Raw genomic sequence first — 21,478 nt, 5'->3', positions numbered from 1 at the left:
CCGTTATATCGCTATTGTATAGACTTATTCAAAGAATTAATCATTAAATCTTTTTCACAAATTCAGACTTCAATTTCATCGCGCCAAAGCCGTCGATTTTACAGTCGATATCATGATCGCCATCGACCAGACGGATGTTTTTGACTTTGGTGCCAATTTTGAGGGTAGAAGAACTACCTTTCACTTTCAAATCTTTGATAATCGTGATCGAATCGCCATCTTGTAAAATATTGCCGTTGGCATCTTTAACGACTTTCTCTTCGCTATCTTGAGTCTCTTTAGCGTTTGGATTCCATTCATAAGCACATTCCGGGCAGACTAACATATCGCCATCTTCATATGTATATTCAGAATGACATTTAGGGCAATTGGGCAAGCTCGACATCTTTTCATTTCTCCATTCGTTCGGTTCATTTGACAACCTGTTTATGCTTATATTTTGCCATAGACTTGGAAGTTCTACAAATTTTTATTCCAGATCAACTATGATTTCCTTATTGCTCCATATTTCGTTAAAATAAAGATATCTTTTTACGATATGAACAGGGGGCGTTACATATGGCTTTTACTATCAGCAATCTTACCGATAATAGCAATACAGTGATCAAAGACAAATTAGGTAGTTTTACCGTATTGGAATATATCAAAGATCTTAGTTGTACCTCGGTAGGTGAGGCTAGTGCTCAATATTATATGTCCAAAAGCAATATGCATCGCAAACAGTTAATGATCGAAATTAACAATAGCGAAATTATGATGCGTGCAGGCGCGATGCAGTACACCGTTGGTAATATGGAAATGACAACAGGCGTTAAAGGCGCTGGTGGTGCTGTGCGTGGTTTTCTAAGCGGAGCGGCAACAGGTACTGGCTCTATCAAACCACTTTATAACGGAACAGGTACGATCTTGCTAGAACCTACCTACAAATACATCTGGTTAATTGATGTCGATAACGATGAAATTGTGCTGGATGATGGATTATTTTTGGCTTGTGAGACGACACTCAAAATCGGCGTTGTCGCACGTAGTAACTTCTCTTCTGCTGTACTTGGTGGTGAAGGATTATTTAATATGAGTGCTAGCGGTAAAGGCGTTATTGCTCTCGAAGCACCTGTTCCTGCTGAAGAAGCTGTTGTGGTTGAACTGCAAAATGATGTACTAAAAGTCGATGGCAATTTTGCGATGATGTGGTCGAATACACTCAACTTCACAGTCGAGAAATCAGGCAAAACCAAAATGGGTTCTATGGCATCTGGTGAAGGATTAGTGAACGTGTATCGTGGTACAGGAACTGTCTGGTTAGCTCCGCCTTCGAATTAACATATCATAGATTAATCAGACATCTTGTGCTCTACTAATCTACTCATTATTTAATGAATAACATTGATAAGGACACCTCATATAAAAGAACAACATCAAGATTAAAAAGACAATAACAAAAAAGGTAAAGAACGCGATTATGCATTCTTTACCTTTTGTTAGTTTATTATCACAATAGATACGATGTACTTAAGCCGCTCCAAAAATCTTCATTAAGCCCATAATCAGAATCCCTACAGCGCCAAAGTCAGTATCGCCAAATGTCGAACCGCCGAAGCCAAACTGTGTCAGGAAGATGAGCAAAATTGCTGGTAAGAAGCTAATTAACAATCCATTTGCAAATGCACCGATCATCGCTCCACGTCGTCCACCTGTCGCATTCCCGAATACCCCTGCTGCCGCTCCTGTAAAGAAGTGAGGAACCAAACCCGGAATAATCACCTTCAAGCCGACAGCTGGCAAAATAAACATCGACAATAATCCTGCCAAAAAGCTAAATAAGAAACCGATAATCACTGCATTGGGTGCAAATGGGAATACAGTCGGGCAATCGAGTGCTGGCTTCGTATTTGGAGCCCATTTCTCAGCTATCCCTTTAAATGCAGGTACAATCTCTGCAATCAACATCCGTACACCAGCAAGAATAATATATACCCCTGCTGCAAAAGTAATCGCTTGAATTAGAGAGAAGACGATAAAGTTAGAACCGTTAGACAATTCGGTCTGGATATATTCTTGTCCTGCAAACAAAGCCACGACGATAAAGAAGATCGACATTGTCAGCGAGACTGCTACAGAAGTATCTCGCAAAAAGCCTAACGATTGCGGAACTTTAATCTGCTCGGTCGTTTTTTCTTTATTGCCGAACCATTTCCCGATGGTCGCAGAGACAAAGTAACCGATCGAACCAAAATGCCCTACAGCAAAATCATCACTACCTGTAATCTGACGTACATACGGCTGTAAAATCGCCGGGAATACAACCATACATAATCCCAAAATAATCGATCCTACAATCACCAGTGGTGCGCCGCTCATACCACCAACTGTTAACGATACAGCAATTAGACAAGCCATAAATAGCGTATGGTGTCCAGTTAAGAAAATGTATTTAAGCGGTGTAAAACGTGCCAGTATAATATTCACGATCATCCCGAATACCATAATAAGAGCCGTAGATGCTCCAAATTGACTTTGGGCTGCTGCTACAATCGCTTCATTGGTCGGAATAATACCGGGAACCTGAAAAGCATGAGTAAACATTTTGCCAAAGATATCTAAAGCACCTGTTAATACTGTTGCACCGGCTCCAATAATTACAAACCCCATAATCGTTTTGAGTGTACCGGAGACTACGGTAGCGATAGGCTTGCGCTGTAATAGTAGTCCGATCAGCGCAAACAATCCAACCAGTATAGACGGTGTGCCTAGAATATCGTTCATTATTAAATTCATCATATCGGCTCTACCTTCTTCCCTCAGATCAAGCTAGAAGCGGTTCTAATTTGGATTTAATTTCAGGGATACTCATCATATTTTCAAGCGATACGACTGTACGACCCCCGTCGCTAAGTTGTGCCATAATATCTGCCGCTCCGATAAAGATATCTGCTTGCTCGGATTTGGCTGACGATAGATCGGTATGATCCACATCTGCTACTTTGCCCATTTCTGTTAAAGCCTTTTTGATATTGATCTCCATAATAAAACTGCTTCCTAATCCGTTTCCACATACGACCATAATTTTCATTCTGTTTCCTCCTTAGAATATTGATGAATATATTGCATGAGTACATTTTTATCCGGGCTGTTCAAAATATCTTCGATATTCGACGGTTCCCCTAGCAAATGCGTTAATTGCACCAATGCTCGCAAATGGGACGAACGATCTGCCGCCGCCAAAATAATAATCAACCGTACAGGCTTATCCGGTGCAAAATAAACCGCTTCTTCTAATCGCAAAAAGCTCATTGATAGCGAGCGTACTCCTTGATCTGGACGAGCATGAGGAATCGCCACTCCCGGCGTAATTACCACATAAGGTCCATTTTGTTCAATCGATTGGATCATCGCTTCAATATATTGTTCTTCGATCGTACCCATCTCTAATAGTGGCTGAGAGGCTACTGCAATCGCTTCTTTCCAATCGCTAACGTTGGACTGGAAAGTTATTGTCTTTTCAGTAATCAATTGTTCCAGCACAGGTTTCTCTGCCCCCTCTAGGGAATGCTTATTTGTTCTATGCGTATAGGTATATATGTGTGCTTGTAATGCTTTTTCTAACTCTTCCGGTTGCAAAATAGTAGCGTGCTGACCAATCACTTTGAGCAGTGAAGCGGTATCTACTTTTTCTATCGTGTACCCGTATAATTCTTGCATCACTTGCTGTCGTAGCTTTTGTTTATCTGGAATCTCCATAATTGGCGGAACTACGAACAATGGCGCAGATGTTCTAAGATGAACGGTTGAAAAAACCAGATCATATCTTAGCGTATAATTCGCCATATCTCGTACTGACAAAGCATCCAAAAATAGAATATCTGGAAACATTTCACGAAGCGTATACATCAGAATATGACTGATTCCTATACCGTTCGCACAGACAACAATCGCGCGCTTGCGATCATCAAGTACAGTTCCCTGTCTACGTAACCATCCACCAAAATGAATCGTAAAGTAAGCGGCTTCATCTTCAGGCACTTTGACCCCGATACTTTTTTCAAGCGGAATCAGTGCTTTGTGGGTTAAATGATGAAGTTCAGGATAGACTTTCTGAATCCGCTCGGTCATCTGGTTGATCAAAGAGATTCCATATAACATCCGGTAATACGCAGGACGCAAATGAACATATAACTGTTGGTACAACAGCTCCTGATCTTGCAGACTTACACATGCCCAGCGTTCAAATTCCGATACAATCTCACGAATCAACTGCTGGATCACTTTGTCTTCCTGTAGTGGCGAGATATCTCGGGTACGATTCATACTAAGCAAATGAAGTGTCGCATACAGACATTCATTTTGACTCCACTCCTGCTCAAAAGCAGACGATTGCACCATTTGCTTCACCAGTTGATACTCTTGTGTAGCTGTTAACTCTTCCCAACTTTGCTGGACTGATAAAGTAGCACCTTTGCCAATCAATTGATCGGTACATAATATCAGGTATGTCAGTTCTTGCAGGCGTTCATCGGCAAAGCTAATTGCCAGTTGATGCTCAATCTTTTCCAATTGTTGACGAATCTGTTCCAACTGCTCTGTGTGATCTTCCCAGATACATTGAATAATTAATAAATGGCTAGGGCTATGAAGCACCTCGGGTAACCATTCTTCAATTAGATGGCGTTTGCGATGATTGCTTCCTTTGATCACATATCCATCTTTTTTGGAATATTCAATCGACAATTTGTAGGCGTGTAACTTGGACTTCAGTCGTTGCAGATCTTTGAGCACCGTATTACGAGACACACTGGCGATCGACTGAAAATGGTAAACAGATAATGATTCTTTGCTTAGTAGTAAAAGCAGTCCGAATACTTTTTCCCGATCTCCTTCTGAAAAAAGATAAGATCGTTTGGTTAATTTCACAGGCACATCTTCTGCTCGAATAATATCTGTTAAGTAGTAACCGACTTGACGATCATAAGAAATCTCAGAGTAACCATGATGTACCAACCAATCATTTATTTTGTTGATGCTGTATTGCAATTGTCTTCGGGTAAGCTCCATATGAGTTTCCAACTCGACCATCGTGAGTGCTGATGACTGTTGAAGTAATTGTAAGATGCCGGCACTTCGTTCATCTAAAATCATCTTTGTGTTGCCTCCCTTGTGATAACGATACAACAATAACCGACAAATCTATACTGTTTTTGAGTCCCTTTATTGTCGAATAATCTGCACAACAATATACACTTCTTGTGCATAGTGATATCAACAAGCATCTTTCCAGTCAATGACTAAATATTCTATTTTTACTTTTGATATAGTGTTCTCAACTTTGAAAACCTATTGATAAAAAGACGAAATTGATTGTGCATATGAACAGCTAAATAAGATTGTTGTGTTGGATCATATCAAGGTCCAATGTGCCGCAATTCGGGTAATAGACAAAGAACCATACCCACGATACATATTATACTTTGCGTATGAAAGGAGTTAACCGCTTGAATCCTTCGGCTATTTTGCTTTTGAAAAACACGATCCGGTTATTACGACCGATTGCTGTGATTACTTCCAGTGTGGTGATTATCTTCTCAGGTGTTTTTCCACTTTTCGCTTATTATGATCTGCCTAAAGGGGTATTAAGCGCTGTCTCGTTATTACTACTGGTTGGATGCTTTATGATTCATGGCGCATTAACTCATGCACTGAATGATTATACCGATTATTTATCAGGTACCGATCAACACAGCCCTGCTTATTTATCTGGAGGAAGCCGGGTTATTCAAGAAGGTCGCATCGCTCCACAGACACTCAAATGGATCGGATATGGACTTGCGATCGGGTTATTGGTGATTGCCGGAGTACTGGCTTTGCTCGGATATTATCCGTTAGCTTTACTGCTGGTGATTGGTGTCTGGGGAGCCGCTTCTTATTCGATGCCTCCGTTACGATTCAGTTATATTCCGCTAGCAGGTGAATGGTTAAGTACATTTCCGTCAGCCTTTTTCTTAGGATTAGCAGGCGTATGGATCATGTTAGGGGATTTTCCAGAATGGGCGGTACAAAATGCTGTTATCAATGCGCTATATTGTATCGCCTGGGTAATGATCCACCATATTCCTGATCTAGCAGCCGATCAGCAAGCTTCTCCTGTGAAGCGGACAAGTGTAGTCTGGTCTGTCGCTATGTTTGGTCCCAAGTACAGCTCGCTTCCTGCAATTGTCTATATGATTCTGATCGGATTATGTGCATTATGGTTAGGTACCGATCGGCTATGGGCAGCTATAGGTGTAGCAGTAATTACGATTGTATCTATCTTTTTGATCGTCAGAACTGATATACAAGATGCCGAACAAGTAACTGCCTGTGAGAAAAAGCTATTATTGATCGCGATGATCACAGCGATATGGTTAGGTATTTTTATATAAATAGATACAGATATACACTTCACTACATCTAACCATGCTTCAATGATAAAAAAAAGAAACGCTATCGACCAAGCTTGATGATCGGTAGCGTTACTTTTTGGTTTTTTTCATGTTGATGTGTTCATTACATACTGCACATCTATTGATTAGATAGCGCACATACAATTATAGGTACTTACCACTTTGGACAAATTATAGGATTATCGCTACATCCCTATTCTTAATACGCTTCAAAGTAGCTTTGAATCGTTGCAGGGTCTTTGGTCTGAGTTAGAGCTAACATTAACAAAATGCGAGCTTTCTGCGGATTCAGTGAATCAGCATATAATGTACCTATTTCAGCATCCGAATCTAATGGAGTGACTACACCACTACCTGTACGTGTCGAACGTACAACAGTTACTCCTTGATCAACCGCTCTAGCTGCGCCTTCACTGGAACGGGTAGATAATGATCCATTCCCACTACCTGCTACGACAATGCCTTTAGCACCTGAAGCTACTGCCGCATCATACAGATAACTGCCATTGTTTTGATATTCGTATAAAATATCGACCTGTGGCAATTCGGTCATTCCTTTGACATCAAAAACTGTATTTGCTGTATGTTTACGTGTCGATTGATTATAAAAGTACACTTTATCGCCAGACACGACACCCAGATAACCTTGTTCGACCGATTTGAATGTATCGGTTCCTGTCGTATTGGTTTTGGTAATATAACGTGCCGCCCCAATCCGATCATTCAGAGCAATCATGACTCCTTTGCCAGTAGACTCAGGGTTACTCGCAATTTTGACAGCATTGTATAAATTAAATGAACCGTCTGCACTAATCGCTGTTGCCGGGCGCATCGCTCCTACAACCACTACGGGCTTATCACTTTTGACGACCAAATCTAGAAAATACGCTGTTTCTTCTAATGTATCTGTACCATGTGTCACTACAATACCATCGACATCATCAGAAGAGAGTAATTCATTGATCCGATTGGCTAATTTGAGCAAAACCGCATTGTCGATATCAGGGCTACCAACATTCGCAATTTGTTCTCCGCTGATATCTGCTACTTTTTTCATTTCAGGTACAGCATTAATTAATACATCGATACCTAATGCGCCTGCTTTATATCCGGTTACATCGGTATTGGATTCTGAAGAACCTGCAATAGTACCGCCTGTAGCAAGAATTTTGATGTTTGGCAAAGATGTTTGTACAGCTGTCGTCTGAGAAGTAGGATTGGTGTCTGTCGCCGCCGATGCAGAATAACTCATAACAGGCATTAACAATACCGCTGTTAACATAGAGACACACCATTTTTGTTTCCATTGCACTGATAATTTCATACCTATTCCCCCTTGTAATTAAATAATAACGCTATGACTTTAAATCTTATGTAAATTAATATTACATAAATATAATATTAATATGTATTATAGCGATAAAAAGCTAAATAACTCAATAGTATTGTATATTTATGCAAACAATATGTTATTTTATATAACACAAAATAAGGATATCAGCTTATAATAACTGATATCCTTATTTTCCATGTTAGATTATATTTACTTTTTACTACATAATGATTATTGTGCTGTATCTGATGTGCTATTGGTTGTACCTGTCGTGTTGTTCGTCATATTTCTAGTCGGTCTTTGACCGCCGCCTCCACCAAATCCTGTGTTCGCCGTTGTTACCCCTGACTCATTCACCCATGTGATCTGGCTAGCTAATTCAAAATCGACTACTTTGGTTCCGCCTGTATATTCACCATCTGCATATAGTCCATCTGTTGCTGTACCTGTAGACGTTCCACCTGTGTAGATCGAGTATGAATCACCTTTGACCAGATCAGGAGAACTGACAACAACGGATTGATAATCTTTAGTCGGTGCAAAAGTAAGGATATTTTTGCCTGTGCTATCTTGAATATGAACCAGTGTACCTGCTGATTGGGTAGCAGAATAACTCATACTGATTGCAGATTGCGTAGAATCGTCAGAAGGTGCTTGAGCCATACCTGAACTGCCGACAGCGACTACATATCCACCTGTCATTTCAAAGGTACCATCATAATCGAGTGGGCCATTTCCGTTCGCAGTTGGGCCATTAACGATAACAGTTCCGCCTGACATCGTAATAGATCCATTGGAATCTAATCCATCTCCCTGTGCATCTACAGTAAGTGTACCTCCTGTAATATTTAATAGCGCATTTTGGGAACTACCTTGACCGCCGCCTCCACCAAAACCTCCTGGAGGAGCGCTGTTACCTGCTGGATCGGTGTCTGTCGATGTTGCTGGTTCTGTAGTCGTTGCAGTGGTTGACTCTGTGGTGGTTGAAGCTGTTGTCGATTCAGTCGATGCTGTTGTACTTGTTGTGTTCGCATCACCAGAAGCATTTACACCATCATCAGAAGCTATCACATTCGTATCTCCACCAGAGACATTGATATTTGTCGCTTCTAACCCTTCATAACTGGTAGTTACATTGATCTTGCCACCAGAGATATTCAGATCCACATCTGCATGCATAGCATCATCACCTGTAGCAATTTCAAGTGTACTGCCTGTGATATGAATTGTTGCATTACTATGAACAGCATCATCTGCGGAATCTATGGTGAACGTTCCACTATTGATTGTGATATCACCTGTTGCTTTCAGCCCTTTGGTGCTGTTAGATTCAGTAGCTGTTGCATCTGTGTCTGTGGATGCAGTCGTGTCTGTCGATGTTGTTGTATTAGCAGTCGCTTTGGTAGTTGCTGTAGCTTGATCTTCTTGACCTCTTGGTCCACCGAATCCTCCACCTTGACCGGGTTGTTCTTCCACTTTGGCTTCAGCTTTGGTATGACCTCCACCGGATACAATCGTAAATGTACCGTCATCAATAACTAACTGCTTTTCAGATTGAATACCATCATTCATAGATTGGATATCGAAAGTTCCACCTGCTATAGCGACAAATCCTTTATCTGCATCAGTATCGTTTGTAGACTTGATCCCATCTCCACCCGCTACGATCTTAAATATTCCATCTTCGATCGCCACCATATCTTTACCGACTATACCATCATCTGTAGCGGTAATATTTAGTGTGCCAGATACGATTTTGAGATCGTCTTTGCTGGTAATGCCGTCTTTGTAATTGGCATGTACAGATAATGTACCTTCACCATTGATAGTTAAGTCTGCTTTGCTAAAAATCGCTGCGCTTGGTTCATCTGTAGTATCATCTGCAAAAGTATATTCTGCTCCATCTGTGATCACATTTTCTGTACCGTCGGCTAAGGTAATAAACGCATTCTTCGCTTCTTTGATATAAATTGGTGCACTATCACTATCTGTAATCGTTACGCCATTTAGTACCAGTATGACATCTTCTTCATCCTGTGAATCGACCACAATCTGTCCATCTGTCAATTGACCGCTAAGCACATACGTACCACCTGCGGTAATCGTAATGACTCCATCTGCTACAGTTGCACCATTGCCTGTAATGGTTGCACTGGAACCTGTTAATTGGATCGCTGTATAGTCGGATGATTTCCAATCTATCGCATCGTCTCCACTATCAAATGTAACCAGATCAGAGACTTTCAGTGGTGTTGAAGAGGATACTGTAGTCGCTGTTGTTGCCACTGTAGCAGTCGAGCTAGTTGCTGCCGCTAATGCCTCGGATGCTGTCGGTGTTGTTGAACTGCATGCTGATAATGCCAGTGTACTTAGAAGAACTATGCTTAAGTTGGTTTTTGTGATCCATTTTTTCATATGATATCGTTCCCTTCAATCGTTAGTTTGGAATTCGTTCGGTTTGGATAATTTAATATGCTTCTACTGCTGTTGGACTCATCGTTAAGGAGAGGTCGAGGTTACCGTTGCGACACCGGATCGCATCCAGAAATTCTTTTTGGTTGGTAACCTGGTTCATTGTGACCAAGTAGACCAGTTCATACAGACTGCCAAGCTCGGTTGTTCTAATTTTTTTCAAATCATACTGTACGTTAAATTGTTGGAATACTTCTGCAAATGCTTCGTCATAAGCTAAATTTTCTGGAATCGTGACTTTAAGTGTTTTTTGCAATTTTTTACTGACACCAAATTTGAAGCGGTTGAGTACAAACATCATCACACACAGGATGATCGTGAATAACACAGCATAACCAAAGTATCCTGTACCACAGGCAAGACCTGCTGCCATGGTGAACAATACATATGCGATATCTTTAGGATCGCCGGGAGCACTTCTAAAGCGAATAATCGAGAATGCACCAGCAAGACTGAATGCTCTGGCGATGTTGCTACCAATCAGTAGAATAATGATAGCGACGATCACTGGAAGCAGTACCATCGTTAATGTAAAGTTTTGCGAATACCCGCTCGGGTTCGTTTTCATATACGTCAAGCTGATTAATCCGCCTAGAACAATAGCGACGAATATCGTGAGTAGCGAAGTGGTTAAAGTCAGGTCTGTTGTGGTTGTAGCCACCGTTAGTAATGAATCAAGCATAAAGAATGCTCTCCTTTTCAGTTGGAATATGTTCTACAGGTTGGTTTATTTTTGATTTCAATAGTTGTTTGTATTCGTTGCCGTATTTGGAAAAGCTCGTACGGTACATTCCGTGTTCGGACAACTTTTGTGATAACCATAATGGAATCGTTTTTTCAGCTTTGACTTCCATCAGCCATTGCCCTTTCTCCATCAACTGGTCGCCATAATCACCTTGTTCTAATTTGAGATCATAACGCCGGGTGCGGATATTGCTATCAAATGTGATCCGTAGATCACGATTGTGCTTGCTGAACAATGCTTTGCGATCATACGAAAGATATAATTTCGGTGCTAGATCGTAAATTTGCAAAAAGTAAGTCAGCTCGTTCAGCACTTGCTGATTCATATAATCCTGGTACTCCGGTGCCAGACCTGTGCGAACAAATTCATAGGCTTCGTCTAATTTCAGCGCTGTCCGGCGTTTGTTCACCAAGCCCATCACTTTCTTTTTAATTTCCAGATAGACTTTAGCATTCTCACCGGGAACGCCGTAAGCCCGCAAGCGTAGCTTTTCTTTGTATTTCGGTTTGGAAAGACTCATACGAATTAACGAGTCATGCGGTGTATCAAAGTACAGATTGCTGATCGAGTAAAAATCGTGTTGTTGGCAATATTCATCGACTTCCATATACTCCAACAATTCGTTATACAATTTGAAATACGATGGAGTGTCCATCAGATATTTACTTTCATACCGGTTGAATACTTCGATTGCCATGTGGATCATTTCCTTTCGTGTAAGCATGTATTGGATATTGTCTGATTGGTTTTTGGAAATAGTTATAAAGTGTGTATTGAGTCTTACCTCACATGTAGATGTTGTTGTCTGTTGGTGTGTCTCGCTTGCTTATATTTGAATCTTACAGCCCTAACCTTTAGTGAATCTTAAATGTTTTACATTGCGAAAACATTTTTGACAAAACACAAAAAAAGCCATGACGCATACGCGCACATGGCAATAATGAATGATTTATATGATTGACTTCTATAAAGAAGAATGTTGCTCGCTTTGTTTTATTTTGAATATAAACTGCTGCTTGTAATCGATCCGGGCACAATCTTCTGTCCATAATGTATATCCCTGATCATTATAGATATATAATTGCCGATCTTCACTCCCCAGACGTTGATCTATAGTAACAATTCCTTCTTCTATCATCGTAACGATTCCTTGAGGTTGTAAAATCTCAGCAATCTGCTCGCCTGTGCTTAACTTATACAATCGAGTAGACATATCCGACGTGTGGGTAGCATAAAAGATGTGGTTCAGATGATATAATTTGTTATACACATGTGGATAACTAATATATTCTTTATTTTGGTTATCCACAGTGTATATCATCAATAGAGAATCTGCTGTATCAAATCGCTCGACTAAAATGACTAATTGATGATCCAGTATAATCAAATCTGCAAAAGCTTCATGACTTTGAGCAGAAAATATAATATGATCACTTAAATCTGTATCGTTAGCTTGCACTTTGGCAATAAATTCATCGACTGCAATCACTATTAATTGTTCGACTTCTGGACGGTTATATTCCCAATCTATTTTTCGTTCATGTACCATATGTTCACCTGTTTTGATCAGCAGATATTCTGTCCCATTACAGTTGAATCCCATGATAGATTCTATATTGCGAATGATATCACCGGGTATAAAAGGAGTGATATTTTGCTCTACGGCATCGATCAGCGCATAGTTATACCCTCGCTCTTGATCTGGCAACAGATAAGAGATCAGAGCATACCGATTATTCAGGGAACAGAAATGATGAACAGACCAGATACGATTGATCGATGGCTCGTAGGCGCCACGTATATCTTTTGTAAATACAAGCTGATCTACTTCTGCTTCCAGATCGCGTTTATAACAGTAAAGCCTATTATAATAATCACTATAAGCTAGATAAAATAACGTATGTGTATTTGCACTATTACTTAATGTTGCTACTTTAGATTGCGGAAAATAATATGTAATCACTTCACCTGTTCTGGCATCACAACTTAGAATGCCTTTATATAGAAACAAATCTTCAATATGTAGATCAAAATCAAAATCGTCTGGAGACATATCTACGTATTTCTTGATCGCAAATAATTGCCTTGTCTGGTACATGAATTGGATATGTCTGATCTCATATTCTGGCGAAATCGTGGTTGTAACAGTACGCATTATTGGTTTACTCATATAAGCCCACCTTCTTAGATATATTCAAATTTGGTGCAGATCTGGTCGATACAGTAATAAGGTTTAAGATTGGCTAAAGCTTTGACCATTATCATTAATGTATCATACAAACAATCCGTTACTCTACCAAGTACGTGGATAATGATCAATGTGTAGAGAACGATATATAAAGGAAGATAGCCACTATGCGAATATTAATAGTAGAAGATGAACTGCATTTAGCAGAAGCGTTAACCCAAATTTTGAAAAAAAATCATTATTCCGTTGATGCCGTACATGATGGTCGTACAGGGATGGATTATGCCCAAAGTGGGATCTATGATCTGTTATTACTGGATATTATGATGCCCGAAATGGACGGGATCAGCGTTCTCAAAACATTACGTCAACAAGGCGTAGCAACACCTGTTATTTTGCTGACCGCTAAAGGTGAGATTACCGATAAAGTGATCGGACTGGATTATGGCGCAGATGATTATATCGCTAAGCCTTTTTCATCGGAAGAATTGTTAGCTCGTATTCGGGCTGCACTCCGTCGTAAAGGAGAAGTTTTACCCGAAGATGGACTCCGATTTGGAGATATTCAATTAAATACAGCCAATCTCAAGCTATCGGTGAATGGCAAAGAGATGAAGTTAAATCTGAAAGAGAATGAGTTGTTAGAACTTCTTATCACTCGCAAGCAAGGGGTCACTTCCAAAGAGCAGATTATCGAAAAGTTATGGGGATTTGATTCGGATGTAGAGTACAACAATGTGGAAGTATATATTTCTTTTTTACGGAAAAAGCTGAACTTCCTGCATTCCCAAGTTAAGATTAATACGATTCGTGGAGTCGGTTATGTATTAGAAGAGGTGACTTCTTAATGTTCAACAAGCTTCGTAATCGATTTCTGATTGTTAATCTCGTGACGATTTCGGTATTGATGCTAATCGCATTTGCTTCGATCTATACGATTACGTATCGTAACGCTCAAAATGATATCCGTAGTGAGTTATCTCGCATTGCTAACATCGCTCCGCGTAACTTCGATAATGGACAGAATCCTCCAGGTGGAGGGGGTATGAACAATCCCGGCGGGATGAATGGAAATGGTCAACCTGTAGACGATACATTTACAGAACGTTCGTTATCTTTTTCTATCGAAATCGATAGTAACTGGAAAATGACAGCCACCCATTCTCCATTTGATATGGATACTACTTTGTATCAATCTGCTCTGGCAGAAGCGAAAGCGATTAACAAAAACAATGGACAATTCAAGCTCGATAATAGTGACTGGGCATTTATCAAACAACCTATCAGCACAGGGTATAAGCTTATTTTTCTAGATGTCACTGCGCAACAAGATATTTTAAAAAATCTGATCTATACATTTGCTGTAGTAGGATTAATCATGTTGGTCGCGTTGTATTTCACCAGCCGCTTTTTTGCTAATCGTTCGATTTATCCGGTTAAAGAAGCTTTTGATAAACAAAAGCAATTTATCGCCGATGCTTCACATGAACTCAAAACACCGCTGGCGATTATTAATACGAATGCCGATGTGCTGTTATCTAATCGCGAAGAAACGATCGAAAGTCAGGCTAGATGGCTAGAGTATATCAAGTTAGAAACAGAGCGCATGGCTCGCTTAACCAACGATCTATTGTATTTGACAGAAATGGACGATTCTCGAACTTCGATGGTATATACGCCATTTGATCTGAGTGAAACGGTAGAACGAATTATATTAACGATGGAAGCTGTTATTTTCGAAAAAGAATTAACACTGGATTATGAGATTGAGCCGAATCTTATGGTACAAGGTAGCCAAGAACAGATTCATCAGGTGATTATGATTGTTCTGGATAATGCGATCAAATATGCTAATTCTCAAGGGACAATTACGATTTCACTTACACATCAGCAACAGGAAGTTTTATTGAATGTGACCAATACTGGCGAAGGGATTGCGCCAGAACATCTTACCCGTATTTTTGACCGCTTTTACCGGACAGATACTTCACGTGCTCGTAAGCAAGGCGGTTATGGATTAGGGCTTGCTATTGCACGCTCTATTGTCGATCAGCATGAAGGCAAGTTATATGCTACTAGCGTCGTAGGAGAGTCGACCACTTTTCATTTACTATTCAATGCGGTCTGAATGAGATTCATCGTACTCCCAATACATGTGTTATATAGACACTATATAAACAAAGGATGCTAACGATCAAGCTAGCATCCTTTTTGTTGCTATTTTATAAAACTGTTCCATCTATCAGGTATATTCACAATTATGGAGCAGGTACTTCAGTAGTCTCTAAGTTATCTTTTTCCAGCATAATAGACTGTCCATCTGTGATCCCTTTGCCGAAAAATTGTTTTAACCATTTTAGTGCAGGGCGTTCTGTACCATTCGCATTCAGTAAATGCGTATTCGGCTCCCATGTCTGTCCTTCGATGTATCCCCATAGTGTCACTCCTTTGACAGAAGGGTGATTCCAAAGTACAGGGAATTTTTCTTTATAACGTGCTAATTGAGTGGCATCGTCACCGGTCATATCCAGTTCAGATACGTAGATCGGTAATCCTGTCGATCCTAATTTGTTCAGTACTGTTGTCATTGTACTGGTCGATACATTATTCATATTAAAATGGTGACATTGAATACCGATTCCATCGATTAAGCCACGACTTTTGAGAATATTAATAATTTTCACATATTGATCCGCTAGATTAGGATCGCTAATAACGCCGTATTCATTGATAAGTAATTTGGAATTAGGAAATTGTTGTCTCGCCTGTTGGAAAGACCATACAATCCAATCCCAGCCTGTCGCTCCACTTCCACCGATCGCATTACTGTAAGATGGCTTGGCATGAAATGGCTCGTTGACTACATCAACAAAAGCAGATTTCGAATATTTCTGACCTGCTAACTGTATCCATTGGGTTACTTCTGCTTTTTGCTCTGCCGCAGATAGACCACTTACCCATCCAGGTTCTTGACTTCCCCAGACTAAAGTATGGAATTTGAAAGGGTAGCCTTTACTTTGCGCATAATTGTACGCCATATCGGCTTGTCCCCAGTTCATCGAATTGCGATTGCCTTCAACGGCTCCCCATTTGGTCGAATTTTCCGGTGTCACTTGATTCCAGTAGTTACCGTAACTTGCGGGAACATTCCCAGCAATAATATTACCTAAAAACTTACTTCCACTGGTTAGACTCGCATAGCTGTACTCTGCAAAAGTAGATGTACATAATACCCCTGTTAATGCGACCGTTCCAATCACTTTCCATAGGCTTGATTTTGACATCTCATTTCCTCCTCTGGATAAATAGATGGACTGCGTATGTTTCGATATCGAACATTACCAAAATATGAGATAAGCGCTTACATTTGTAAGTTTAACAACTTATCTTCATTTTTTCGCTATAAACATAAGGAAATAATAGAATATGCTATATAACCACATAACAAAAAAAGAGAAAGCACTGTATATGCTTTCTCTCTAATGAAATAAAATTTTAAGAACGAACAGATTGAACCGCATTTTCCAAAGCTACAATCACTTTATCGCACCATGTATCAAATTCAGGATCTTCTTTTTGCAATGCAGGATGATTCAGAATATGATTCACTACCTGCTTCACTCCTTGATCGAAGCGAGTCGTCGCTACAAAGTCAGGTACTAACCGTTTAAGCTTACTATTATCAAATACAACCGAATTGGCTTTGTCTCCAAGCAAACTTCCACGATAATCTTCTGTACTGCACGCATCCAAGAATGTAGAAGAGACATAGACTGCATTCAGCTTCACACCAAGCGCATCTGCTACCGCTCCATATATCTGATTCCAGGTTAGCGATTCATCTGATGTGATCTGTACCGCTTCTCCAATCGCTTGAATATTACCCATCAACCCGATAAATCCTTTGGCAAAATCAGTATTATGAGTCATCGTCCACAACGATGTACCGTCTCCATGAATAATCACCGGTTTATTTTCTAGCATCCGCTTGGCGACTTGCCAGCTTCCTTCGCTACCATGTACACCCATAGGAATCGAACGTTCATCATACGTATGACTTGGACGTATAATCGTGACCGGGAAATTGTGTTCACGATACATTTTCATCAAATAATCTTCGCAATCGATTTTGTTACGTGAATATTCCCAATAGGGATTGGATAAAGGAGTGCCTTCATTAATGCGATAATCCGCAGGTGGGGACTGGTACGCAGAAGCGGAGCTGATAAAAATAAATTGCTTTGTTTTACCTGCAAACAGTCGATAATCTCGTTCCAACTGAGAAGGTTCAAATGCAATAAAATCAGCAACGACATCAAAGTCTAGATCTGCAATCAATGCTGCTACTTGCTGTTCATTATTAATATCTGCTTGCAACAGATGTGCATTAGCAGGTAAATCTTGATTACGATTTCCTCGATTCAGCAGATACAATTCGCAATCAGTGGTTAACAATTGTTGCGTGATCGCCGAACTGATAATCCCTGTACCTCCAATAAATAGCGCTTTCATAAATACACCTCCGTTGCAAAATAGCCAATCTTTTGAGCAATAATCTGAAATCTCCTATACGATACCATTTCTAGAGGAAGCAAACAAATGATAAAGGAAGGACTTTTATTATTATATTTTTCAATAATTTAGGCGAAAAGGTAATATTCTTGTATCATCACTGCTATTTTGGGTAATGGTAATTGATGTCGAATTCATTTCCAACTTTTCAAAATTGCTTACATGCACTTATATAAATTGTAGAGGGGAATTCATCTCATGAAGGCAACGATCATTATTAATCCATCTTCAGGTAAAGAACAAGCCTTAGAATATGTCAAAAAAGCAGAAGATATTCTCAGCGAACAAGGATACCATGTTACAGTCAACGAGACTGCCAAAGAATTAGATGCTACTCAATTCTGCACAGACGCTTGTAAAGAGTGCCATGATCTGGTCGTATCGATTGGTGGAGATGGTACTCTGCACGAGACGATTAATGGATTGATGGATCAAGACCATCGTCCGAAATTAGCGATTATTCCACTTGGAACAGTCAATGATTTTGCACGTGCTCTTCAGATTCCATTGAACCCTGATCAAGCGATAGAGACACTGCGATCTTCTCATGTCAAAAATGTAGATATGGGTAAATTAAATGATCAATTATTTGCCAATGTGATTGCTGCTGGTTCTCTGGCAGAAGCATTATCGTCTGTTCCTTCTGAAGACAAATCCAAATTAGGCGCATTTGCTTATTTTAGAGATGGGATGAAAGAATTGATGAGCAATTCGGCTTCTCCTTTAAAAATCGAACATGACGGCGAAATTTGGGAAGGGGAAGCTCCTCTTTTTCTAGCGGCACTTACCAACTCGGTTGGCGGATTCGAAAGTATGGTTCCTGATGCGGAAGTAGATGACGGGTTATTGCACTGCTTTATCATGACGAACCTGAATATGTTCAATACATTAACCGCAGGATTATCGTTATTGCTTGGTAATCTAAAAGACCACAAAGATGTTATTTATTTTACTGCCAAGCATGTTAAAGTCAGTTCAACCGATCCTGTCAAAACCAATGTAGATGGCGAAGAAGGCCCTCCTTTACCTGTGGATCTGCGGATTATTCCTGGTCATATTCGTGTAGTTGTACCTGAAGAATTGTAAAAGATAAACGATAGGCAAACGTTAGATGTCTGTATCATGTCTATATTCATCGCTGTATCCAAAAAAACACCGACGACATATTTTGTGTCATCGGTGTTTTTTGATTGATCTTATTTTGGAGATATTTATCTAATCTATTTGGGTAATTGATGTGTGATTAAAGAGGTCTATTGGTGTCACGTGGATCATGACGTCGTCCTCGAAGACCTAACAATCCAAGAAGACCTAACAACCCGAGCCATCCCCAATCCATATCATTATCGTCATCATCCATATCGGTAGTCATCGGTGCATCATTTCCAGTAGTTGTTGTAGCCACACCAGTTGCTCCAGTAGAAGTTGTTCCTGTGGTTCCTGTTGTATCGGTTCCTGTTACGCCAGTCGAGTCTGTTCCTGTGGTTCCTGTTGTATCGGTTCCTGTTACGCCAGTGGAATCTGTTCCGGTCGTTCCGGTCGCATCCGTTCCTGTTACTCCAGTCGAATCTGTTCCTGTAGTTCCCGTCGCATCGGTTCCTGTTACGCCAGTAGAGTCTGTTCCGGTCGTTCCCGTTGCATCCGTTCCTGTTACGCCAGTAGAATCTGTTCCGGTCGTTCCTGTAGCATCCGTTCCTGTGACTCCGGTAGAATCTGTTCCTGTGCTACTTGTAGTACCTGTGCTTCCCGTCGTTCCAGTAGTTCCTGTTGTCGAAGCGAATGTCGGCGTTGCCCCAACGGTCAATACGATTAATAATGAGAGAAAAGTAGTCTGAAATTTTTTCTTCATGATGTCATAATCTCCTTAGATTAATGTATTTTGATGTTAGGCTATATTAACCGTTAGTCTACTATTCAAACACTATTTTTTACATTTTTATGAATAAATTGTATAAATGTAGTGGAATAATCTTACTGCTTCAAGGATGTAGATTTTTCTTGTAGTCTACGATTTTGGGCATTAAGACGAGTAATCCCGTACAAAAATAGTGCGAAAATCAACAGATAAACGACCAGAATCGTCGTGCGAATTTGCCACATCGGTTGTAACATCATATTCATAATTAGAATAGGTATTAATACCAGACCTACCGTAAGCAATGTTGTTTTGATCCGATTGTTACGCTGAACTATTGAGTCCACATCTGAATAAATTTCTGGACGTTGCTCTGGATGATCTGCTAGATAGGATTTACGCCATAAATACCAATTATTTTTCGCATACATCTGTTCCCAGCCTGCATCTTCATACAACTGCTTATAATCCTCAGCTACGTCATACTGATAATCAAATACATATCGCATTGTGCGTGGAGAACCTTTTGCAAATTGAAATCTCAGCAAGTTACTTTTTACTTGGACTAAATGCCAGCCTTGTATTTCCTGTGCTTCGATCCACCGCTCTATTTTTTCAGATTCCCAACTCCACCACCAACGGAATACATTCTTGTTACTCATTGTTATTCCCCTCCATTTGGATAGCGTTATGATATAATTCGCTAATTCGTGCGATTTCTTGCTGAAGCAAACTTTTGCCCAAATCTGTGGCTATATAAGACTTACGTCGATTTTCTTCACCTACTACCTTAATCAGCCCATCCTTTTCCATTCGAGATAGACTGCCATAAATAGTTCCTGCACCAAGCTTAATCCGACCTTTAGTTAATTTCTCTACATCCTGCATAATGCCGTAACCGTAACGAACTTTCTGCAAAGTTAGTAGAATATAAAAGGCAGTCTCTGTCATTGGTAGGTAACTGCTTATTTTTTTGTTCATAAATTCCTCCACTTTTCTACCCCAACTATATCGTACCTCGATATAGTTTAATACAGCTACTATATCACGCCACGATATAGTAATTCAATAGTAAACTCCATCATTGAGAAAATATACAAAAGCTTATGGGTGCTAGTTTTTACATTCTTCTGTGTTATAAAGCTCACTACTCAATACTTTTATTTGATTAGTCTCATAAAAAAATCCACAGTCTAAACCTGTAATATACAAGTCTACATTGTGGATGCTTACTTTTATTTATTCTTATTTATTGGTGTACAGACTATATGAGAATTAGCGACTTTCTTCAGACTTCACTGCATACTCACTTAACTTGCCTTCATAGATCAATTGCAATTGGTCACTTTGGCGAAAGTCGTCTGGAGTAACAAGTGCAGGAAGCTTGTTCCAGATTTTGATACCGGAACGTTGCAATATTTCAGCGACAAATTGAGAGCAAAAATAAGAATTACTGAACTCGACAGGTTCTTTGAGCGTGATGCTGATTACGCCTAGAATATTGTATAAATATTTCTGATGCTTACGGATAAACAGTTGCAACACCCGTTGCATTTTCTCTACTTCACGCTCGGTAACTTGAAGTTCATAGATCACACAAGTGGTATTCGGATATTTGCTATATGTACCTGTTTTAATATCTTCTTTCACAAAACCACCATTCAGCGGATTGCTCGGATGCTTCCTTCCAAAGCTATACAACTCCGATAATTCACGATCAAACGAAATCGAAGCATGATTGTACGGTGCTTTCGTATAGGTCTGAATCATTTTGGTAAATAACGTTCCTGTATTGGTCAATAAAATAAAAACTGATCGCTCTGCCGCCATCACAACATTTCCCCTTATCAATTCACCTTTATTCCTTCATAATAGCATA

General features: G+C 39.9%; 20 protein-coding genes. 5 read left to right on the top strand and 15 right to left on the bottom strand.

Annotated features, from left to right (window positions below; translation table 11 throughout):
- Positions 1 to 43: 43 nt before the first annotated feature.
- Positions 44 to 385, bottom strand: a complete 342-nt coding sequence (locus tag QCD85_RS10685; protein WP_301262575.1) for a zinc ribbon domain-containing protein YjdM — start codon at positions 383 to 385, stop codon at positions 44 to 46.
- Between the two features lie 173 nt (positions 386 to 558).
- On the opposite strand from QCD85_RS10685, the gene QCD85_RS10680 reads away from it, so the two are divergent.
- Entirely contained in the window at positions 559 to 1,320 is a 762-nt protein-coding gene (locus QCD85_RS10680; protein ID WP_274171412.1) for an AIM24 family protein, read from the top strand.
- A 189-nt stretch (positions 1,321 to 1,509) separates the two neighbouring features.
- On the opposite strand, the gene QCD85_RS10675 is transcribed toward QCD85_RS10680, so the two are convergent.
- Genes QCD85_RS10675 through QCD85_RS10665 form a run of 3 tightly spaced genes read right to left on the bottom strand, consistent with a single transcriptional unit; the run spans position 1,510 to position 5,133 of the window.
- Positions 1,510 to 2,778: a PTS ascorbate transporter subunit IIC gene (locus tag QCD85_RS10675; protein ID WP_273614191.1), complete on the bottom strand. Its 1,269-nt coding sequence runs from the start codon at positions 2,776 to 2,778 to the stop codon at positions 1,510 to 1,512.
- A gap of 25 nt (positions 2,779 to 2,803) precedes the next feature.
- The gene (locus tag QCD85_RS10670) at positions 2,804 to 3,070 is read right to left on the bottom strand and encodes a PTS sugar transporter subunit IIB (protein WP_069326492.1); all 267 of its coding nucleotides are present in this window, start codon (positions 3,068 to 3,070) and stop codon (positions 2,804 to 2,806) included.
- Positions 3,067 to 5,133, bottom strand: a complete 2,067-nt coding sequence (locus QCD85_RS10665) for a BglG family transcription antiterminator (protein ID WP_301262574.1) — start codon at positions 5,131 to 5,133, stop codon at positions 3,067 to 3,069. Before QCD85_RS10665 ends, QCD85_RS10670 begins: the two co-directional genes overlap by 4 nt.
- Positions 5,134 to 5,486: 353 nt before the next feature.
- Between QCD85_RS10665 and QCD85_RS10660 the strand changes: the two genes are divergently transcribed.
- A complete protein-coding gene (locus QCD85_RS10660) occupies positions 5,487 to 6,413 on the top strand; it encodes a prenyltransferase (protein WP_301262573.1) in 927 nt (308 codons plus the stop codon).
- 220 nt (positions 6,414 to 6,633) lie between these two features.
- Here the strand turns inward: QCD85_RS10660 and QCD85_RS10655 are convergent, their stop codons facing one another.
- The 5 genes from QCD85_RS10655 to QCD85_RS10635 form a co-directional block, all read right to left on the bottom strand.
- Positions 6,634 to 7,758, bottom strand: coding sequence for a type II asparaginase (locus QCD85_RS10655; RefSeq protein ID WP_373462007.1), 1,125 nt, complete (start codon positions 7,756 to 7,758; stop codon positions 6,634 to 6,636).
- Between the two features lie 240 nt (positions 7,759 to 7,998).
- Positions 7,999 to 10,182 (bottom strand): carbohydrate-binding domain-containing protein, encoded by a 2,184-nt coding sequence (locus QCD85_RS10650; RefSeq protein ID WP_301262572.1) that lies wholly within the window; start codon positions 10,180 to 10,182, stop codon positions 7,999 to 8,001.
- A 52-nt stretch (positions 10,183 to 10,234) separates the two neighbouring features.
- The gene (locus QCD85_RS10645; protein WP_273614198.1) at positions 10,235 to 10,921 is read right to left on the bottom strand and encodes a DUF4956 domain-containing protein; all 687 of its coding nucleotides are present in this window, start codon (positions 10,919 to 10,921) and stop codon (positions 10,235 to 10,237) included.
- Positions 10,914 to 11,681 (bottom strand): polyphosphate polymerase domain-containing protein, encoded by a 768-nt coding sequence (locus tag QCD85_RS10640; RefSeq protein ID WP_273614199.1) that lies wholly within the window; start codon positions 11,679 to 11,681, stop codon positions 10,914 to 10,916. The genes QCD85_RS10645 and QCD85_RS10640 overlap by 8 nt, the downstream gene beginning before the upstream one ends.
- 267 nt (positions 11,682 to 11,948) lie before the next feature.
- Positions 11,949 to 13,154 (bottom strand): hypothetical protein, encoded by a 1,206-nt coding sequence (locus QCD85_RS10635; protein ID WP_301262571.1) that lies wholly within the window; start codon positions 13,152 to 13,154, stop codon positions 11,949 to 11,951.
- A gap of 185 nt (positions 13,155 to 13,339) precedes the next feature.
- On the opposite strand from QCD85_RS10635, the gene QCD85_RS10630 reads away from it, so the two are divergent.
- Together QCD85_RS10630 and QCD85_RS10625 are read left to right on the top strand one after the other, a co-directional pair.
- On the top strand, positions 13,340 to 14,020 hold the full coding sequence (locus tag QCD85_RS10630; protein WP_301262570.1) for a response regulator transcription factor: 681 nt from the start codon (positions 13,340 to 13,342) through the stop codon (positions 14,018 to 14,020).
- Entirely contained in the window at positions 14,020 to 15,300 is a 1,281-nt protein-coding gene (locus QCD85_RS10625; protein ID WP_274171401.1) for a sensor histidine kinase, read from the top strand. Before QCD85_RS10630 ends, QCD85_RS10625 begins: the two co-directional genes overlap by 1 nt.
- A gap of 130 nt (positions 15,301 to 15,430) precedes the next feature.
- Here the strand turns inward: QCD85_RS10625 and QCD85_RS10620 are convergent, their stop codons facing one another.
- Positions 15,431 to 16,456: an endo-1,4-beta-xylanase gene (locus QCD85_RS10620; protein WP_273614203.1), complete on the bottom strand. Its 1,026-nt coding sequence runs from the start codon at positions 16,454 to 16,456 to the stop codon at positions 15,431 to 15,433.
- Positions 16,457 to 16,667: 211 nt separating this feature from the next.
- Entirely contained in the window at positions 16,668 to 17,684 is a 1,017-nt protein-coding gene (locus QCD85_RS10615; protein WP_301262569.1) for an SDR family oxidoreductase, read from the bottom strand.
- A 258-nt stretch (positions 17,685 to 17,942) separates the two neighbouring features.
- Between QCD85_RS10615 and QCD85_RS10610 the strand changes: the two genes are divergently transcribed.
- Positions 17,943 to 18,830, top strand: a complete 888-nt coding sequence (locus tag QCD85_RS10610; RefSeq protein ID WP_301262568.1) for a diacylglycerol/lipid kinase family protein — start codon at positions 17,943 to 17,945, stop codon at positions 18,828 to 18,830.
- 157 nt (positions 18,831 to 18,987) lie between these two features.
- Here the strand turns inward: QCD85_RS10610 and QCD85_RS10605 are convergent, their stop codons facing one another.
- The 4 genes from QCD85_RS10605 to QCD85_RS10590 form a co-directional block, all read right to left on the bottom strand.
- Positions 18,988 to 19,593, bottom strand: coding sequence for a WGxxGxxG-CTERM domain-containing protein (locus QCD85_RS10605; RefSeq protein WP_301262567.1), 606 nt, complete (start codon positions 19,591 to 19,593; stop codon positions 18,988 to 18,990).
- A 122-nt stretch (positions 19,594 to 19,715) separates the two neighbouring features.
- Positions 19,716 to 20,261, bottom strand: coding sequence for a DUF2812 domain-containing protein (locus QCD85_RS10600; protein ID WP_301262566.1), 546 nt, complete (start codon positions 20,259 to 20,261; stop codon positions 19,716 to 19,718).
- Complete coding sequence (locus tag QCD85_RS10595) at positions 20,254 to 20,580, bottom strand: PadR family transcriptional regulator (RefSeq protein WP_301262565.1); 327 nt, start codon at positions 20,578 to 20,580, stop codon at positions 20,254 to 20,256. Before QCD85_RS10595 ends, QCD85_RS10600 begins: the two co-directional genes overlap by 8 nt.
- 294 nt (positions 20,581 to 20,874) lie before the next feature.
- On the bottom strand, positions 20,875 to 21,429 hold the full coding sequence (locus QCD85_RS10590) for a hypothetical protein (RefSeq protein ID WP_301262564.1): 555 nt from the start codon (positions 21,427 to 21,429) through the stop codon (positions 20,875 to 20,877).
- Between the last annotated feature and the right edge of the window lie 49 nt (positions 21,430 to 21,478).

This window comes from Paenibacillus sp. PsM32 (assembly GCF_030433815.1).
Taxonomy (GTDB): domain Bacteria; phylum Bacillota; class Bacilli; order Paenibacillales; family Paenibacillaceae; genus Saccharibacillus; species Saccharibacillus kyungheensis.
The sequence above is the reverse complement of the archived record's forward strand: the minus strand, read 5'-3'. Positions and strand labels throughout refer to the sequence as shown.

Bases quoted from the DNA above. Each gene is read 5' to 3' on its own strand.
- QCD85_RS10610 (WP_301262568.1), top strand. From the start codon at position 17,943: ATGAAGGCAACGATCATTATTAATCCATCTTCAGGTAAAGAACAAGCC.
- QCD85_RS10665 (WP_301262574.1), bottom strand. From the start codon at position 5,133: ATGATTTTAGATGAACGAAGTGCCGGCATCTTACAATTACTTCAACAG.
- QCD85_RS10620 (WP_273614203.1), bottom strand. From the start codon at position 16,456: ATGTCAAAATCAAGCCTATGGAAAGTGATTGGAACGGTCGCATTAACA.
- QCD85_RS10625 (WP_274171401.1), top strand. From the start codon at position 14,020: ATGTTCAACAAGCTTCGTAATCGATTTCTGATTGTTAATCTCGTGACG.
- QCD85_RS10600 (WP_301262566.1), bottom strand. From the start codon at position 20,261: ATGAGTAACAAGAATGTATTCCGTTGGTGGTGGAGTTGGGAATCTGAA.
- QCD85_RS10590 (WP_301262564.1), bottom strand. From the start codon at position 21,429: ATGGCGGCAGAGCGATCAGTTTTTATTTTATTGACCAATACAGGAACG.
- QCD85_RS10685 (WP_301262575.1), bottom strand. From the start codon at position 385: ATGTCGAGCTTGCCCAATTGCCCTAAATGTCATTCTGAATATACATAT.
- QCD85_RS10680 (WP_274171412.1), top strand. From the start codon at position 559: ATGGCTTTTACTATCAGCAATCTTACCGATAATAGCAATACAGTGATC.
- QCD85_RS10675 (WP_273614191.1), bottom strand. From the start codon at position 2,778: ATGATGAATTTAATAATGAACGATATTCTAGGCACACCGTCTATACTG.
- QCD85_RS10655 (WP_373462007.1), bottom strand. From the start codon at position 7,758: ATGAAATTATCAGTGCAATGGAAACAAAAATGGTGTGTCTCTATGTTA.
- QCD85_RS10670 (WP_069326492.1), bottom strand. From the start codon at position 3,070: ATGAAAATTATGGTCGTATGTGGAAACGGATTAGGAAGCAGTTTTATT.
- QCD85_RS10605 (WP_301262567.1), bottom strand. From the start codon at position 19,593: ATGAAGAAAAAATTTCAGACTACTTTTCTCTCATTATTAATCGTATTG.
- QCD85_RS10650 (WP_301262572.1), bottom strand. From the start codon at position 10,182: ATGAAAAAATGGATCACAAAAACCAACTTAAGCATAGTTCTTCTAAGT.
- QCD85_RS10645 (WP_273614198.1), bottom strand. From the start codon at position 10,921: ATGCTTGATTCATTACTAACGGTGGCTACAACCACAACAGACCTGACT.
- QCD85_RS10635 (WP_301262571.1), bottom strand. From the start codon at position 13,154: ATGAGTAAACCAATAATGCGTACTGTTACAACCACGATTTCGCCAGAA.
- QCD85_RS10640 (WP_273614199.1), bottom strand. From the start codon at position 11,681: ATGGCAATCGAAGTATTCAACCGGTATGAAAGTAAATATCTGATGGAC.
- QCD85_RS10615 (WP_301262569.1), bottom strand. From the start codon at position 17,684: ATGAAAGCGCTATTTATTGGAGGTACAGGGATTATCAGTTCGGCGATC.
- QCD85_RS10595 (WP_301262565.1), bottom strand. From the start codon at position 20,580: ATGAACAAAAAAATAAGCAGTTACCTACCAATGACAGAGACTGCCTTT.
- QCD85_RS10630 (WP_301262570.1), top strand. From the start codon at position 13,340: ATGCGAATATTAATAGTAGAAGATGAACTGCATTTAGCAGAAGCGTTA.